The sequence below is a fragment of the Klebsiella sp. S69 genome, from assembly GCF_016516145.1.
Taxonomy (GTDB): domain Bacteria; phylum Pseudomonadota; class Gammaproteobacteria; order Enterobacterales; family Enterobacteriaceae; genus Klebsiella; species Klebsiella oxytoca.
In genome coordinates this window covers 205,491-221,037 of record NZ_JACVUU010000005.1, presented here as the reverse complement: position 1 = coordinate 221,037, position 15,547 = coordinate 205,491, and the positions used below count along the sequence as shown (strand labels likewise).

Sequence of the window (15,547 nt, the reverse complement as noted above, 5' to 3'; positions counted from 1 at the left end):
TGTGTGAAGTGATTCACATCTGCCGTGTCAGTGGGAGCGCATTATAGGGAGTTATTTGGCGGTGACAAGCGGTAAAATGCATTTTTATTTCAACCGCTCATCTTTTATACACAACGCCTATTTCTGCCGCTTTTTAATCGCATCCGGCAGGTCTGCCAGGCTGTTTAGCACCCAATCGGCAGCACTTTCCGCTTCTGGAGTGACGGGTTTACCGGTGCGTACCAATACTTTCGTGCCAACTTCCGCCGCTAAGGCCGCCTGCATATCTTCAATTTTATCGCCCACCATATATGACGCCGCCATATCAATGTGCAGGTAGTCGCGCGCCGAGATGAGCATTCCCGGATGCGGTTTACGGCAGTCGCAGGTCTGGCGAAACTCTTCAACGGTTCCCTGCGGATGGTGAGGACAATAATAGATGCCATCCAGGTCAACGCCGCGATCGGCCAGCGACCAGTCCATCCACTCCGTCAGCGTTTCAAACTGCTCTTCAGTAAACTTGCCGCGGGCGATACCGGACTGGTTGGTCACCAGCACCAGCGCATAGCCCATCTCCTTTAATTGACGCATCGCGTCAATGACGCCATCGATAAATTCAAAATTGTCGATTTCATGGACGTATCCGTGATCGACATTAATCGTGCCATCACGGTCAAGAAAAATTGCGGGTACTGACATTGCCACCGGTTTGCTCCTGATAAAGGCTAATTCGCCTAGTATCGCATGTTTCCGGACGCAAGAAAGTGCTCATTATACAGAGTCAGATTGATTTAGACGTCTGGATGCCTTAACATCCATTTCATTGACAGGCATCGCCTGGACACGGCAGAAGAAAATGCCACGGCAAACGGCTAAATGATAATAAATAACTGATGATTAAACTTTCGAATATCACCAAAGTGTTCCAGCAGGGGAACCGCAGCATACAAGCGCTGAACGATGTCAGCCTGCATGTTCCTGCCGGACAAATTTATGGCGTCATCGGCGCTTCCGGCGCGGGTAAAAGTACGTTAATCCGCTGCGTTAACCTGCTTGAACGTCCAACGCAGGGCAGCGTCCAGGTCGACGGCCAGGAGCTGACGGCGCTTTCAGAAAAAGAGCTGACTCGCGCTCGCCGCCAGATTGGCATGATTTTCCAGCACTTTAACCTGCTTGCCTCACGTACCGTGTTCGGTAACGTGGCGTTGCCTCTGGAGCTCGACAATACCTCTAAAGATGAAATCAAGCGTCGGGTGACCGAGCTGCTGGATCTCGTCGGTCTGGGAGATAAACACGATAGCTATCCGGCGAATCTCTCCGGCGGGCAAAAGCAGCGCGTGGCCATCGCCCGTGCGCTGGCGAGCAATCCAAAAGTCCTGCTCTGCGACGAAGCCACCAGCGCGCTGGACCCGGCCACTACGCGTTCGATTCTGGAACTGCTGAAGGATATCAACCGTCGCCTGGGCCTGACGATTTTGCTAATTACCCACGAAATGGACGTCGTTAAACGCATCTGTGATTGCGTTGCCGTTATCAGCAACGGCCAGCTTATTGAGCAGGATACGGTGAGCGAGGTGTTCTCTCATCCCAAAACGCCTCTGGCGCAGCAGTTTATCCAGTCAACGCTGCACCTTGATATCCCGGATGATTATCAGGCCCGCCTTAAACCTGAGGCTCTTGCCGATAGCGTGCCTATGCTGCGCATGGAGTTTACCGGTCATTCCGTAGATGCCCCGCTGCTTTCGGAGACTGCCCGTCGTTTTAATGTGAATAACAATATTATTAGCGCGCAGATGGATTACGCGGGCGGCGTCAAGTTCGGCATCATGCTGACCGAGATGCACGGCTCGCAGGAAGATACCCAGGCCGCGATCGCCTGGTTGCAGGAACATCATGTAAAAGTAGAGGTACTGGGATATGTCTGAACCAATGATCTGGCTGCTGGTTCGCGGCGTATGGGAAACGCTGGCCATGACGTTTGTCTCCGGCTTCTTCGGTTTTGTTCTTGGCCTGCCGGTCGGCGTGCTGCTGTACGTCACCCGTCCCGGGCAAATTGTCGCTAATGCGAAGCTCTACCGCACGCTTTCGGCGGTGGTGAACATTTTCCGTTCGATTCCTTTTATTATCCTGCTGGTGTGGATGATCCCATTCACTCGCGTGATTGTTGGCACGTCGATTGGCCTGCAGGCTGCCATTGTCCCGCTGACGGTTGGCGCCGCGCCGTTTATCGCCCGCATGGTGGAAAACGCCCTGCTGGAGATCCCAACCGGCCTTATCGAAGCATCCCGCGCGATGGGCGCAACGCCGATGCAGATCGTGCGTAAGGTTCTTCTGCCGGAAGCGCTTCCGGGTCTGGTGAATGCGGCAACGATTACCCTTATCACGCTGGTTGGCTATTCCGCCATGGGCGGTGCCGTCGGTGCCGGCGGCCTGGGACAGATTGGCTATCAGTACGGTTATATCGGCTACAATGCAACGGTAATGAATACCGTGCTGGTATTGCTGGTTATTCTGGTTTATTTAATTCAATTCTCTGGCGATCGTATCGTCCGGGCTGTGACTCACAAATAACATCACACACAATACAGAATCTTACAGGAAGGAAATAACATGGCCTTTAATTTCAAAACCTTTGCGGCAGTCGGCGCGTTAATCGGTTCTTTGGCGCTGGTGGGTTGCGGTCAGGACGAAAAGGATCCAAACCACATCAAAGTCGGCGTGATCGTCGGCGCGGAACAGCAGGTTGCTGAGGTTGCGCAGAAAGTAGCAAAAGATAAATACGGCCTCGATGTTGAACTGGTTACCTTCAACGATTACGTGCTGCCTAACGAAGCGCTGAGCAAAGGCGATATTGACGTTAATGCCTTCCAGCATAAACCGTATCTGGACCAGCAGATTAAAGACCGCGGCTACAAGCTGGTTTCCGTCGGCAACTCGTTTGTCTATCCCATTGCCGGTTACTCGAAAAAAATCAAATCGCTGGATGAGCTGCAGCCGGGCTCGCAGGTCGCCATTCCTAACGATCCAACCAACCTTGGCCGATCTCTGCTGCTGCTGCAGCAGGTTGGTCTGATCAAACTGAAAGAAGGCGTTGGTCTGCTGCCAACCTCACTGGATATTATTGAAAACCCGAAAAACCTGAAAATTGTTGAGCTGGAAGCCCCGCAGCTGCCGCGCTCTCTGGATGATGCGCAGATCGCACTGGCGGTTATTAATACCACCTACGCCAGCCAGATTGGCCTGACCCCGGCAAAAGACGGTATTTTTGTCGAAGGTAAAGAGTCTCCGTACGTGAACCTGATTGTCGCTCGCGAAGACAACAAAGATGCGGAAAATGTTAAGAAATTTGTTCAGGCTTACCAGAGTGACGAAGTTTACGAAGCAGCCAACAAAATCTTTAACGGCGGCGCAGTGAAAGGCTGGTAATCTATTCTCAGCGTAATATCATTCAGGACGGGCTTATGCCCGTCTTGTCATTTATGCAAGCACCTGATTCAATAGCGCCCTGTTTTATTATTTATTGAGGAAATACTATGCGTGCTTTACCGGTCTGTTTGTTAGCACTCATGTTAAGCGGTTGTTCCATGCTAAGCAGATCGCCAGTCGAACCTGTGCAAAGTACGGTCACTCAGCCAGCCAAATCGGAACCGGCCAAACCGAAAGCGACGCGCCCGGCCCCGGTAAGAATCTATACCGATGCAACAGAGTTGGTGGGTAAACCTTTCCGCGAACTGGGTGAAGTCACCGGTGAATCATGTCAGGCCTCTAATCAAGACTCTCCGCCCAATATCCCGACGGCTCGCAAACGTATGCAGATTAATGCGGCAAAAATGAAAGCCAACGCTGTGCTGCTGCACCGCTGCGAAGTGACCAGCGGAACCCCGGGCTGCTACCGCCAGGCCGTTTGCCTGGGATCAGCGCTTAACGTTACGGCGCAATGAGTGCTTTTCAGTTTGCGCAGATAGGCGTTATTCGCTCGCCCTATAAAGAAAAATTTGCCGTTCCCCGCCAGCCCGGGCTGGTTAAAAACGGCGGCGGCGAATTACACCTTTTGCCTCCCTATAACCAGGCCGATGCCGTACGCGGCCTGGAAAATTTCAGCCATCTGTGGGTCCTGTTTGTGTTTCATCAGACCATGGAAGGCGGCTGGCGTCCTACCGTCCGCCCTCCCCGCCTCGGCGGTAACGCGCGAATGGGCGTATTCGCTACCCGTTCGACCTTTCGTCCTAATCCAATCGGTATGTCTCTGGTCGAGCTAAAAGGTATTCGCTGCCAGAAAGAACACGTCGTGCTTGAGTTAGGCAGCCTGGACCTGGTAGATGGAACGCCGGTCGTGGATATCAAACCTTACCTGCCCTTTGCCGAAGCACTGCCGGATGCCAGCGCAAGCTATGCTCAGGAGGCTCCAGGGGAGGAAGTAGCGGTGAGTTTCACGCCGGATACAGAAGCGCAAATTTTAACGCTGGAGCGACGCTATCCTCGTCTTAAGTCGTTTATTAGCGAAGTTCTGGCGCAGGATCCGCGACCGGCATACCGCAAAGAAGAGGAGCCGGGAAAAACCTACGCCGTCTGGCTGCTGGATTTTAACGTGCGCTGGCGGGTGATTTCGTCCGGTTTTGAAGTCTTTTCTCTCGAAGCACGCTAATTTTATTCTCCTCTCTTTTGGCATCTTTGCCACACTGGTAAACTAAACCACTTTTTTGTGTCAGGCTGGCCTCCAGCCTGTATCGATCGTCCAAATGGAACCGTAACAACATGCGTACTAGCCAATACCTGCTCTCCACTCTGAAGGAGACACCTGCCGACGCCGAGGTTATCAGCCACCAGCTGATGCTGCGCGCCGGGATGATCCGCAAGCTGGCCTCCGGGTTATACACCTGGCTGCCGACCGGCGTGCGCGTCCTGAAAAAAGTCGAAAACATCGTGCGTGAAGAGATGAACAACGCCGGTGCAATCGAGGTGTTAATGCCGGTAGTTCAGCCCTCTGAGCTGTGGCAAGAGAGTGGTCGTTGGGAACAGTACGGCCCGGAACTGCTGCGTATTGCTGACCGTGGCGAACGTCCGTTCGTACTCGGCCCGACTCATGAAGAAGTCATCACCGACCTGATTCGTAATGAGCTGAGCTCTTACAAACAGCTGCCGCTGAACTTCTATCAGATCCAGACCAAATTCCGTGACGAAGTTCGCCCACGTTTCGGCGTAATGCGTTCCCGTGAATTCCTGATGAAAGATGCTTACTCTTTCCATACCTCTCAGGAATCGCTGCAGGAGACCTACGACGCGATGTACGCCGCGTACAGCAAAATCTTCAGCCGTATGGGGCTGGATTTCCGCGCGGTACAGGCTGACACCGGTTCTATCGGCGGCAGCGCATCTCACGAATTCCAGGTACTGGCGCAGAGCGGTGAAGATGACGTCATTTTCTCTGACTCTTCTGACTACGCGGCCAATATTGAGTTCGCCGAAGCCGTTGCGCCGAAAGAGCCGCGCGCGGCCGCCACGCAGGAAATGACCCTGGTCGATACGCCTGACGCTAAAACCATCGCCGAGCTGGTCGAGCAGTTCAATCTGCCGATTGAAAAAACCGTGAAAACCCTGCTGGTAAAAGCAGTAGAAGATAATGAGTATCCGCTGATAGCCCTGCTGGTTCGCGGCGATCATGAACTGAACGAAGTCAAAGCGGAAAAACTGCCGCAGGTCGCCAGCCCGCTGACCTTCGCAACCGAAGAAGAGATTCGCGCGCTGGTGAAAGCGGGTCCCGGTTCTCTTGGCCCGGTTAATATGCCTGTTCCGGTGATTATTGACCGTACCGTTGCCGCCATGAGCGATTTCGCCGCGGGCGCGAACATTGACGGTAAACACTACTTCGGCATCAACTGGGATCGCGACGTTGCCACTCCTGAAGTGGCAGATATCCGTAACGTAGTGGCCGGTGACCCGAGCCCGGACGGTAAAGGCACGCTGTTGATTAAACGCGGTATCGAAGTGGGCCACATCTTCCAGCTGGGTACCAAGTACTCTGAAGCGATGAAAGCCTCCGTACAGGGCGAAGATGGCCGTAATCAGATCCTGACTATGGGCTGCTACGGTATCGGGGTGACTCGCGTGGTGGCGGCAGCCATTGAGCAGAACTTTGACGAGCGCGGGATCTTGTGGCCGGAAGCTATCGCCCCGTTCCAGGTTGCGATTCTGCCGATGAACATGCACAAATCCTATCGCGTGCAGGAGCTGGCTGAGAAGCTGTATGCTGAGCTAACCGCGCTGGGCATCGAAGTGCTGATGGATGACCGTAAAGAGCGTCCGGGCGTGATGTTCGCCGATATGGAGCTTATCGGAATTCCGCATACCATCGTGCTGGGCGACCGTAACCTCGACAACGACGATATTGAATATAAATATCGCCGCAGCGGCGAGAAACAGCTGATTAAAACCGGCGATATCGTGAATTACCTGGTACAACAAATTAAAGGTTAACGCCAAAAGAGGCTCTGGTTTCAGAGCCTCTTTTTTACAAGGATTGTAATCATGGCTAAACGACGGGCTAATCATGTCCTGCTTTTTCCCGTATCGTTCTTACTTTCTGCCTGCACGGTAGACGTCAGCCGGTCAGAGCCTTCCGCTTCCACTATTAAGCAACCATCGCAGCAATGGGCGATTAAACTTCAGCGCCAGAGCTCGGTGGCTAATAACACGCTGACTGAAATTAACGCACAAGACCTGCTCCCCGGCGATCTCCTTTTCTCTTCCAGCATTGGCGTGACGTCCCTGGGGATTCGTGCTCTTAGCACATCCTCCGTTAGCCATGTCGCTATCTATATCGGTGATAACCAGGTTGCAGAGGCAACCGGCGCTGGGGTGCAGGTTGTGCCTCTCCAGCAAGCGATGCAGCACAGCGATAAGCTGTTTGCCCTAAGAGCGCCTGACCTCACGCCGCAACAGGCCGCTGGCATTAAAAATTTCGCCTATAAAAACAGAAACAGCGCCTATAACTATCGCGGCATTATTGAATTTGTGCCCTTTATGGTCACCAAACAGCTATGCACCCTGAATCCCTTCTCAAAAGATTTCCGCCAGCAGTGCGTGAACGGTCTGGCCAAAGCCCAACTGAGCGATGCAGCATCCGGGGACAAAAAAATGTGGTTTTGTTCGGAGTTTGTCAGCGATGCCTTCGCGAAGGCCGGACACCCGCTGACCCTGGCTCAACCGGGCTGGATTAGCCCATCAGACTTGCTTCATATGCGTGAGGGGGATGTGGTAAACTTTAAGCCCGAAACACAATTGCAGTATATCGGGCATCTTAAATTGGGAATTTATATCAAGACAAGCCGCCTCGTAGGACTCAATTAATTAACGAGAATTGCAGTCTTCTTTTTGATAAAACTTGCCGGGTGAATCCACCGCCAGAACTTTAACCGGCGCTCCCGAATCCGGATTCGCTTCCAGCGTAAAGTGCCCCTCAACCACCAGCAGCACCGGTCGAGTATCCGTACCGCGCGCAGCGGCATAATCACGCTCGAGCTGAGCATTATTGGCGACAGCCACTCGCTTGCCGGTCGCGCAATCGGTAAATGTCGCCGCATCCGCCATATAGAAGTACATTCCGCGCATCGCCATTGGCGTGATGGGCAGACTGTCTTTGACTGATTCAAGCGTATAGTTCAGCGTCGACTCGATGGGATTACCGTCGCGATCGAGCATTTCCAGCTTATCGCCCTTCGCCCGATAATAAGACTTCTCGCCTTTGCTGTCGGTCAGCACCAGCTTATCAGCCGTGCGCGCCCAGGTACCATATGAAGCAAAAGAGGAAGGTTCGCGGCTAACGCCCTGATATCGTTCATTCATCACCCAGGTGCCGTCTTTCTCAAGAAAGAGCGAGGTTTCAATCCCTTCGCAGTCGGCGCACGGCAGCACGCCGCGCCAGCTCTGCTGCATCGGTTTTATCTCTTCCATCGGCGCCGGCTGTAACGTTTCCATTTCCGTACGATGGTTACAGCCGAACAGGGCAAAGAGCGAACAGGCCGCCACGACTGAAAATACGATTTTCTTCACTGTAAATTCCTTATCATCCATTCCACCGGTTCGCCATATTCTTACTGGCGAACCTTTCCACGCAGCGCTTTAACTGAGGATTTTTGCGCCTTTGAAGCCAGTCGGCGCTCTTTTGAGGCCCTGGTTGGTCGCGTCTCCCGGCGGCTCTTCTGCACGGCGGTTAATTCTTGTATTAGGGCAACCAGACGCGCAATTGCCGCTTCACGATTCATTTCCTGGCTGCGATATTCCTGAGCCTTAATGATAACCACACCCTCGGCAGAAATTAAGTGGTGGCTGGCGGTAAGCAGACGTTCCTTATAATAGTCAGGCAGGCTCGAGGCTTTAATATCAAAGCGCAAATGAATAGCCGTTGAGGACTTATTCACGTGCTGACCGCCCGCGCCCTGCGCGCGTATGCCGGAAAGTGAAATCTCGTCCTCCGCAATCGCGACGCTGCGGCTAATCGTAATCATGCGGGTATTTGCCAGGCCGTTAAATGAATTTCCAGATTATTCTTAGCGTCAGATAACCAGATAGCGCCGTCCTGGATGGTCGCCTGCAGCGACATCGTCCGATCGGCAAAAGCGCTGAGCTGCGCCAGCTGAGTATCATCCAAATACCACACCGTCAGCTTCGAAAACTGAGCCATTTTATTCTGGTTTTGCTGCCACCAGATTTCTGCCGCCCGACTATTATAGGCGAACAGCACCACCTGCTGGGCCCGCGAGCAGGCTTTTTTAATTCGCCGCTCGTCCGGTAGCCCCAGTTCAATCCACAGATCCACGCCCAGATGATCGTTAAGCAGCCAGAGTTCCGCTTCATCGTCGGAAGATAAACCGCGGGTAAACTGCAGACGCTCGTCGGCGTATTTAATCCACGCCAGCAGGCGCAGCATCATGCGTTCCTGGGTTTCTGACGGATGCTGGGCAAGCGTCAAACTGGCATCCAGAAACTGGTTGCGGTCCAGGTCGGCTACGTTCACCGTCGCTTTATAAATCGTCGCTTTCAGCGCCATGACTCTACTCCTGATAAAAATGGCGTACATTGTAGCGAAACTGACGGCAAAAGGCTGTCAGCAATCGACGGATCGCCTCTCATCCTGCTGATATTGCTTAAATGACTATGGTATAGTCACCTTGCTAAACAGAGTTTATCTTCGTAGGCTTAAACTTACATCCCACGGTTAAGTCAGAATGCTGACAGGAGGGCATGTGGAAAAATATTGTGAGTTAATACGCAAGCGGTATGCGGAAATAGCCAGCGGGGACCTTGGGTATATCCCGGATGCGCTAGGTTGCGTGTTGAAAGTATTGAATGAGGTTGCGGCGGATCAGGCCCTTGCTGAGTCAGTCAGGGAAAAGGCCGCATATGCGGCGGCAAACTTACTGGTGAGCGATTATGTCAATGAATGATACTTATCAACCCATCAATTGCGATGATTATGACAACCTCGAACTTGCCTGTCAGCACCATCTGGTCCTGGCGCTGGAGCTCAAAGATGGCGAACAGCTGCAAGCGAAGGCCAACGATCTTATCTCGCGCAAAAATATCGAGTATCTGGTCGTAGAGCTCGCCGGGAACGTCCGCGAACTGCGCCTGGATAAAATCGCCAGCTTCAGTCATCCGCAAATCGGTACGGTAGTCGTTAGCGAGTCCTGAATCAAAACGGGTGGCCTAGCCGCCCGTTTTCCTCCATCTCATCTGGAAGCCTTCACTTTCCTGAACTTTCCCATCGACGGTAATAAACAGACCATCGGCGGCGGCAATAAGCGTTTCGCCATAGAACAGTAGCGGAGTCGTATCGCGCCGCCAGGGCGCAACGCCCAGCTCCTGCCAGATTTTTTTCAGCTTGCGACCACCGTTGCGACCCACGATATGCAGATTACCGCTGGCACGAAAGCGAACAGTAACGGCTTCTCCCTCGCGCGGCCCGCGTAACGGCCCGCCGGACAGTAAACTCAGCTCGCCGAGACCGTCAGGTAACGGCAGCGGGCTGGCAGTATCGCGCCACTCCAGCATTGTCTCACTCTGGCCTGGAATATATCTCACCCAGTACAGACGCTGCTGGTAGCGGCGAACGGTAAACGGGCCAAGGCGCAAACAGGGAAACGCATCCTCGCGCGCCATCGCCACTTCACGCCAGATACGCTCCGGCACCTCGCGCGAAGGCATTGGTGCATTGAGCCCAGCCAGCCAGCGGCGCAGCAGCGCGGCCCGCCGAGGTGCGCTCATAGTCGTCAACGGAGCGATAGTTAACGAACTGTCCTCAGCAACCAGCGTTGCCAGCTCGGCGGCCAGCATTTCATCCAGCAGCTGTTCCTGTTCGCCGCACAGGCTGGCGCTGCGCGCCACGGCCTCGGCAAAGTGCGGCCAGCGTGCATGAAGCAGCGGGAGAATCCGCAGGCGGAGAAAGTTGCGATCGTAAGCGTCATCCTGGTTGCTTTCGTCTTCAATCCAGCTGAGCTGACGGGCCATCGCCCACTGATGGAGGGAGTCACGGCTTTCGTGAAGCAGCGGGCGCAGCAGTTTCGTCCCGGCAAAATCGGACTCGCCGGCCATCGCCGAGAGCCCGGTAGGGCCGCTTCCCCGCTTAAGGGCTAACAGGAAGGTTTCGCACTGGTCGTCAAGATGCTGCGCGGTCACCAGCGCTTCGCCGGGCGCCAGCGCCGAACGAAATGCCTGGTAGCGCGCCTGCCGCGCATGAGCCTCAATTCCCAACCCCTCATCGGCGAGCGCGACCCGCTCTACCAGAAGCGGCACCTGCCACTGCTGGCACATTTGCTGGCAGTGCGCCACCCAGTCGTCGGCGTTGGCGCTGAGCCCGTGGTGAATATGTATCGCCCTCAGGCGAACGGTGGGATCCTGCTCGCGCCAGAGCACCAGGCGATATAAAAGCACGCTCGAATCCAGCCCGCCGCTAAAGGCCACTAAAAAATGGCGGTGCGGCTGAAGCGTGTGCGCAATGTCCGGGATCATCATCATGAGAGTACTAACTGAGGAAAGCGTGTTCGGCACGTTACCCGCCAGAACACGCGCTGACAAGAATTACTGCTGATAAATCTCCAGCGGCAGCCCGTCGGGATCGTTAAAAAAGGTGAAACGCTTACCGGTAAAAGGGTCGATACGAACCCCTTCACAAGGCACACCGTGCGCCTCAAGATGAGCCACAGCAGCATCGACATCATCGACGCTAAACGCCAGATGGCGTAACCCGCAGGCTTCGGGGCGACTCGGACGCGAGGGAGGAAACGGGAATGAAAACAGTTCAATGACATATTCACCATTCAGCGCCAGATCGCCTTTCCAGGAATCACGCTCTGCGCGATAAAATTCCCCCTGCAGGGTAAACCCCAGGATGTCGCAGTAAAACGCTTTACTCTTCGCATAATCCGTCGCAATGATAGCGATATGGTGAACCCGTTTTAAACCCAGCATGGAACCACTCCTCCTGTTGAAGCCAACAACGTTACTCGCTCAGTTCATTATTGCGCAAGCGCTTAGTCATTTTTTAAGACTCGAACCCAGTACACCCCATCTTCATCGCGTTTCGCGCCGTGGATATCGGTTTCGAAGCCCGGATAGTGGCGGCCAATAGAGCACAGCATGAGCAGGAAATTGAGCACCGCGCGGCTCTCTTCGGCGATCATCTCACCGGGCATCAACAGCGGCACGCCGGGCGGGTACGGTAGGATCATATTCGCTGAAATACGCCCGACCAGATTTTCCAGTTCGATAGTTTCCACTTCACCTTTGATCTGCCGCTGCCAGGCCTGATGCGGCGTCATTTTCATCTCCGGCAGGACGTCAAAGGCGCTAAGCATCAGCTGCGAGAGCTGGTGCTGGCGAATCAGACGATGAATACCCTGCGCCAGATCCTGAATGCGCATATTGCGGTAAAAATCCGGATCTTCAGCGTACAGATCCGGCAGCATATTTTTCACTCGCAAATTGAGATCGTAAGAGCGTTTGAACTCAGTCAATCCGCGCAACAGTCCCATCGCTCGGGTTTTATCTATACCAATACTAAAAAGGAACAGCAGGTTGTACGGGCCCGTTTTCTCGACGACCACGCCGCGCTCATCAAGGAATTTCGCCACCAGCGCCGCCGGTATACCTTCATTATCCATATTACCCTGCTCATCCATGCCGGGCGTCAGAATCGTCACTTTCACCGGATCGAGGTACATATGGTCGCTATCGGCATCCTGAAAACCGTGCCACTGTTCACCGGGCGAAACCGGCCAGCACTGCGCTTCACCAATCTCTTCCGGCTGCCAGATATCAAAGAACCAACCGTCAGACTCCTCGCGTAATCGCTGCACCTCTTTACGAAAATCCAGCGCCCGCTCAATCGAACGCTGGATCAGTCGCCTGCCGGAATTACCCCGCAGCATGGCTGCCGCCGTTTCAATAGAGGCAACGATCGGGTAGCTCGGTGAGGTCGAGGTATGCATCATAAAGGCTTCATTGAAGGTATCTTCATCGTAGCTGCCTTTAATATGAATCAGCGAAGCCTGCGATAGCGCCGCCAGCATTTTATGCGTCGACTGCGTTTCAAAGATCACTTTGCCCGTGATGCGATCGCCGCTCATCCCGCTTTTCCCGTGATAGATCGGATGGAAATGAGTGTAGGGTACCCAGGCGGAGTCAAAGTGGATTGACGGCACGTCGAGGGTCTCTTTGATCCAGGTCGTGTTATACAGCAGCCCGTCATAGGTGGAGTTAGTGATCACCGCATGAACCGGCCACCCGGCGCCGCCGGTGGCGTTGACTTTTTGTTGAATACTATCGCGGGTAAATTCACGCTTGGGTATGCCGCCGAGGATCCCTAGCGCGTTGCGCGTCGGTTTCAGCCATAGCGGCACCACATCGCTCATCATCAGTAAATGGGCCAACGATTTATGACAGTTGCGATCGATAAGCAGGGTGCTGCCCGCCGGGGCAGAATACATACCAACAATTTTATTCGACGTCGAGGTTCCGTTGGTGACCATATAGCTCTGCTCGGCGCCGAAGGCGCGGGCAATATACTCCTCGGCCTCCAGATGCGGGCCGCTATGATCGAGCAGCGACCCCAGCTCCGTCACGGAAATAGAGACGTCGGCCTTTAAGGTATTACCGCCAAAGAAATCATAAAACAGACAACCCACCGGGCTTTTTTGATAGGCCGATCCGCCCATATGTCCAGGCGTACAGAAGGTATATTTTCCCTCCTGCACGTAGTTAAACAGCGCCCGGGTAAACGGCGGGGTGATGTTGTCGAGGTATTCTAGGGTGTATTGACCGATGCGGGTAGCGATCTCTTCCGAAAGCCCCAGCGCATATTCAAAGAACCATAGCGTCATACGCAGGTCCTGACTGCTGACGTCCATCGTCGAATGGGCGTTGATAAAGGCGTACAGCGGCAGATACTCATTTAAGCGATTGATATCGCTGCACAGATCCACGCTGTACTCATCCCAATCGAAAATGACTCCGCAGATCCGCGGATTATGCTCAATAAACTGCAAAAGGTCGGCGCTATTTTGCGGCCAGATGGTCTGGAAACCTTGCCGTTGCAGGGCAGCTTCCAGTTCTTTCATCGGTTCGTCTTTATAATAGACGCCGTGGGGACCCATGATCGCAATAATATTCACGCTTTCCTCCAGGAATTGACCTAAGGAAAGCATAATAGCACCCCGCCAGCGCTTAGCGCTGACGGATTTATCTCTATTACAACGCCTTCCACGCATCGCCCCAGGCAATGCCGGCGCCAGGCTCATAGTAAGTCGGCGCCACGTTGCACCATGCTCCTTCCGGAAGCGGTTTACACTGATACAGCGCGCCGTGGTTATTGACGATATCGCCCTCTTTCCATGTCTGGGTACTGCTCCAGGAAGGATAGCTAATGGTATTGCTATCTTTGCCATCCGTCGTTTCGTCTGCAGCAGCGGCTTTGGCCTTGACGTTCAGAGTGTAAGTTGCCGTACTGGACAACGAACCGTCGCTTACCGTCAGGCTAACCACATACTGGGCATCGCGATCTTTTTCCGGTGCGGTGAAGGTAATTACGGCTTTATCCTGTCCGCTAAGGGTCTGGCCGTCCTGAGACATCCAGGTGTAGCTTAGCTTGTCGCCGTTCGCATCGGTAGAACCTTCCGCGCTCAGAGAAACCCTGGCACCAGCTTCAATTGCGCCAATCGGGCCGGCGATGCGAGCCACCGGCGCCACGTTCGTCTCCTGCGCAGGTGTGGTATGGTCAGGCTTGACCGGCGTAATATCCTCGGACTGGCCGTTGTCATCAACGATATTGACGTTGAAGTGGCTCTGCACACACTTCGCATAGTCGCCCTCTTTAAAAGCGGTATACGGCGTCTGATAGCCCACCAACTGGCAGGCGTTAGTCTTGCCGTCAGCGGTGTCCGGACTCCATCCCCAATCCTCTTCCCAGTAAATCGGCAATGCGCCCGCGCCGCCTTCATCGAACTGCTTCATATTCTTACAGCCGAGAACTTCGTCGTCGGCAATCGGCACTTTGAGGTAGTTTGCGAACTCTTTGTAGTAAGCAATACGGTTAAGAGACTGCGCGTTCTCTTCCGCTCCGCCGCACTCAACGCCGCCGTTGATAATCTGAATGGTTACCCCAAAGCCTTCGACCAGGCCATTTGCTTTATCATGATCGTTTGGAACCCAGGTTCCGTCGATGACGTGCAGCATAGAGGGCTTCGGCGGCTGCGGATAAACGAAGAAAAAGACGGCGCTCGCCAGGTTCATCCAGGTATCCGCCACCAGCTCCGGTTTATCCAGCAGCGGACGAACGTCGCCATCGTACATTGCATCGGAGAACGGACCATAGTTGTAGTTATAGGACAGCTGTTTCGCTCCGCGGCCGAAGTAGCTCAGGTAGTCGCCGTCTTTATCTTTACCGCATGGCCAGGTCTGCCCCTGCCAGATAGAGGGATCGCATTCGCCGTTATAGCCGCCCTTCTGACCTTCAACCCAGCCAACCTCACGCAGATAAACCAGCGCCTGACGCCATTCGGGAATATCACGCCAGCTTTCATGGCCGCCGGTCTCCTGAGCAAAGTGGGCAAACATGGTTGCCAGCGATTTACGGCAGATGGCATCGCTGTCGCGTCCGTCGGTATAGGTTCCGCACACGGCAGGGAATTTACCAATAGCTTTCAGAAAATTAGAGTAGGTATATTCTGCGGCGCGCATCGGGAACAGATATTCCCAATCCTGTTCTGAAAGGATGCTTTCAACACGCTTAACGTTCGCCGGGTTGCTCGCCAGGCCCGGTGCGATTTTCTCCACTTCGCTGTTAGGCAGGGTTTGAATTGATGATTTAACCGACTCCATCAGCGGAAAGTCGGTTAAGGCTTTTTCTTTAGCGGCCAGGTCGCTCGCCTTCATGGTTGTCGCTTCCGTTGCGCCCAGCAGCGGTGCAGCCTGTGCGGCCCCCAGGCTTAACATGATCCCTGCGGCCACGGCGCTTATCGCGACGGTTTTGTGCAATGCCATAGAACTTCTCCTTTATCCTTGTTAACGGCCTGCC

Annotated in this window: 17 protein-coding genes; 9 read left to right on the top strand and 8 right to left on the bottom strand. The window is 54.1% G+C overall.

Features of this window, described 5'->3' with window-relative positions:
- Nucleotides 1-117 precede the first annotated feature (117 nt).
- Complete coding sequence (gene gmhB / locus IAE27_RS07375; RefSeq protein WP_004107881.1) at nt 118-684, bottom strand: D-glycero-beta-D-manno-heptose 1,7-bisphosphate 7-phosphatase; 567 nt, start codon at nt 682-684, stop codon at nt 118-120.
- Between the two features lie 188 nt (nt 685-872).
- On the opposite strand from gmhB, the gene metN reads away from it, so the two are divergent.
- From metN to IAE27_RS07340, 7 genes are all read left to right on the top strand, one after another.
- A complete protein-coding gene (gene metN, locus IAE27_RS07370) occupies nt 873-1,904 on the top strand; it encodes a methionine ABC transporter ATP-binding protein MetN (protein ID WP_004107883.1) in 1,032 nt (343 codons plus the stop codon).
- Nucleotides 1,897-2,550, top strand: a complete 654-nt coding sequence (locus IAE27_RS07365) for a methionine ABC transporter permease MetI (RefSeq protein WP_004098792.1) — start codon at nt 1,897-1,899, stop codon at nt 2,548-2,550. Before metN ends, IAE27_RS07365 begins: the two co-directional genes overlap by 8 nt.
- A gap of 39 nt (nt 2,551-2,589) precedes the next feature.
- Nucleotides 2,590-3,405: a methionine ABC transporter substrate-binding lipoprotein MetQ gene (metQ, locus tag IAE27_RS07360; protein WP_004107886.1), complete on the top strand. Its 816-nt coding sequence runs from the start codon at nt 2,590-2,592 to the stop codon at nt 3,403-3,405.
- Between the two features lie 107 nt (nt 3,406-3,512).
- Complete coding sequence (rcsF, locus tag IAE27_RS07355) at nt 3,513-3,920, top strand: Rcs stress response system protein RcsF (RefSeq protein ID WP_004110735.1); 408 nt, start codon at nt 3,513-3,515, stop codon at nt 3,918-3,920.
- Entirely contained in the window at nt 3,917-4,624 is a 708-nt protein-coding gene (gene tsaA / locus IAE27_RS07350) for a tRNA (N6-threonylcarbamoyladenosine(37)-N6)-methyltransferase TrmO (RefSeq protein ID WP_070555898.1), read from the top strand. Before rcsF ends, tsaA begins: the two co-directional genes overlap by 4 nt.
- A 110-nt stretch (nt 4,625-4,734) precedes the next feature.
- Entirely contained in the window at nt 4,735-6,453 is a 1,719-nt protein-coding gene (gene proS / locus IAE27_RS07345; protein ID WP_070555896.1) for a proline--tRNA ligase, read from the top strand.
- A 51-nt stretch (nt 6,454-6,504) separates the two neighbouring features.
- Nucleotides 6,505-7,326, top strand: a complete 822-nt coding sequence (locus IAE27_RS07340) for a YaeF family permuted papain-like enzyme (protein WP_154022183.1) — start codon at nt 6,505-6,507, stop codon at nt 7,324-7,326.
- Here the strand turns inward: IAE27_RS07340 and nlpE are convergent, their stop codons facing one another.
- Genes nlpE through IAE27_RS07325 form a run of 3 tightly spaced genes read right to left on the bottom strand, consistent with a single transcriptional unit; the run spans nt 7,327 to nt 9,025 of the window.
- Entirely contained in the window at nt 7,327-8,049 is a 723-nt protein-coding gene (gene nlpE, locus IAE27_RS07335; protein WP_200092184.1) for an envelope stress response activation lipoprotein NlpE, read from the bottom strand.
- Nucleotides 8,050-8,069: 20 nt separating this feature from the next.
- A complete protein-coding gene (arfB, locus tag IAE27_RS07330) occupies nt 8,070-8,483 on the bottom strand; it encodes an alternative ribosome rescue aminoacyl-tRNA hydrolase ArfB (RefSeq protein WP_004107898.1) in 414 nt (137 codons plus the stop codon).
- Nucleotides 8,480-9,025, bottom strand: a complete 546-nt coding sequence (locus tag IAE27_RS07325) for a YaeQ family protein (RefSeq protein ID WP_070555890.1) — start codon at nt 9,023-9,025, stop codon at nt 8,480-8,482. The genes arfB and IAE27_RS07325 overlap by 4 nt, the downstream gene beginning before the upstream one ends.
- 196 nt (nt 9,026-9,221) lie before the next feature.
- On the opposite strand from IAE27_RS07325, the gene IAE27_RS07320 reads away from it, so the two are divergent.
- A complete protein-coding gene (locus tag IAE27_RS07320; RefSeq protein ID WP_004107902.1) occupies nt 9,222-9,422 on the top strand; it encodes a YaeP family protein in 201 nt (66 codons plus the stop codon).
- Nucleotides 9,409-9,669 (top strand): Rho-binding antiterminator, encoded by a 261-nt coding sequence (gene rof / locus IAE27_RS07315; protein ID WP_004107903.1) that lies wholly within the window; start codon nt 9,409-9,411, stop codon nt 9,667-9,669. Before IAE27_RS07320 ends, rof begins: the two co-directional genes overlap by 14 nt.
- A 15-nt stretch (nt 9,670-9,684) precedes the next feature.
- Here rof and tilS read toward each other — a convergent pair whose 3' ends face one another.
- The 4 genes from tilS to IAE27_RS07295 all read right to left on the bottom strand — a co-directional run bounded on the left by tilS (nt 9,685) and on the right by IAE27_RS07295 (nt 15,513).
- Nucleotides 9,685-10,992, bottom strand: coding sequence for a tRNA lysidine(34) synthetase TilS (gene tilS / locus IAE27_RS07310; RefSeq protein ID WP_162556145.1), 1,308 nt, complete (start codon nt 10,990-10,992; stop codon nt 9,685-9,687).
- Between the two features lie 63 nt (nt 10,993-11,055).
- Entirely contained in the window at nt 11,056-11,445 is a 390-nt protein-coding gene (locus IAE27_RS07305; protein WP_004107908.1) for a VOC family protein, read from the bottom strand.
- 62 nt (nt 11,446-11,507) lie between these two features.
- Nucleotides 11,508-13,646 carry a lysine decarboxylase LdcC gene (locus IAE27_RS07300; protein WP_154022184.1) on the bottom strand — a complete coding sequence of 713 codons (2,139 nt, stop codon included), beginning with the start codon at nt 13,644-13,646 and terminating at the stop codon, nt 11,508-11,510.
- A 76-nt stretch (nt 13,647-13,722) separates the two neighbouring features.
- On the bottom strand, nt 13,723-15,513 hold the full coding sequence (locus IAE27_RS07295) for a chitinase (RefSeq protein WP_135800282.1): 1,791 nt from the start codon (nt 15,511-15,513) through the stop codon (nt 13,723-13,725).
- Nucleotides 15,514-15,547: the final 34 nt, after the last annotated feature.

What these genes read in the sequence shown, in the direction of transcription:
- metN (WP_004107883.1), top strand. Translation starts at nt 873, where the DNA reads ATGATTAAACTTTCGAATATCACCAAAGTGTTCCAGCAGGGGAACCGC.
- IAE27_RS07365 (WP_004098792.1), top strand. Translation starts at nt 1,897, where the DNA reads ATGTCTGAACCAATGATCTGGCTGCTGGTTCGCGGCGTATGGGAAACG.
- metQ (WP_004107886.1), top strand. Translation starts at nt 2,590, where the DNA reads ATGGCCTTTAATTTCAAAACCTTTGCGGCAGTCGGCGCGTTAATCGGT.
- rcsF (WP_004110735.1), top strand. Translation starts at nt 3,513, where the DNA reads ATGCGTGCTTTACCGGTCTGTTTGTTAGCACTCATGTTAAGCGGTTGT.
- tsaA (WP_070555898.1), top strand. Translation starts at nt 3,917, where the DNA reads ATGAGTGCTTTTCAGTTTGCGCAGATAGGCGTTATTCGCTCGCCCTAT.
- proS (WP_070555896.1), top strand. Translation starts at nt 4,735, where the DNA reads ATGCGTACTAGCCAATACCTGCTCTCCACTCTGAAGGAGACACCTGCC.
- IAE27_RS07340 (WP_154022183.1), top strand. Translation starts at nt 6,505, where the DNA reads ATGGCTAAACGACGGGCTAATCATGTCCTGCTTTTTCCCGTATCGTTC.
- nlpE (WP_200092184.1), bottom strand. Translation starts at nt 8,049, where the DNA reads ATGGATGATAAGGAATTTACAGTGAAGAAAATCGTATTTTCAGTCGTG.
- arfB (WP_004107898.1), bottom strand. Translation starts at nt 8,483, where the DNA reads ATGATTACGATTAGCCGCAGCGTCGCGATTGCGGAGGACGAGATTTCA.
- IAE27_RS07325 (WP_070555890.1), bottom strand. Translation starts at nt 9,025, where the DNA reads ATGGCGCTGAAAGCGACGATTTATAAAGCGACGGTGAACGTAGCCGAC.
- rof (WP_004107903.1), top strand. Translation starts at nt 9,409, where the DNA reads ATGTCAATGAATGATACTTATCAACCCATCAATTGCGATGATTATGAC.
- tilS (WP_162556145.1), bottom strand. Translation starts at nt 10,992, where the DNA reads ATGATGATGATCCCGGACATTGCGCACACGCTTCAGCCGCACCGCCAT.
- IAE27_RS07305 (WP_004107908.1), bottom strand. Translation starts at nt 11,445, where the DNA reads ATGCTGGGTTTAAAACGGGTTCACCATATCGCTATCATTGCGACGGAT.
- IAE27_RS07295 (WP_135800282.1), bottom strand. Translation starts at nt 15,513, where the DNA reads ATGGCATTGCACAAAACCGTCGCGATAAGCGCCGTGGCCGCAGGGATC.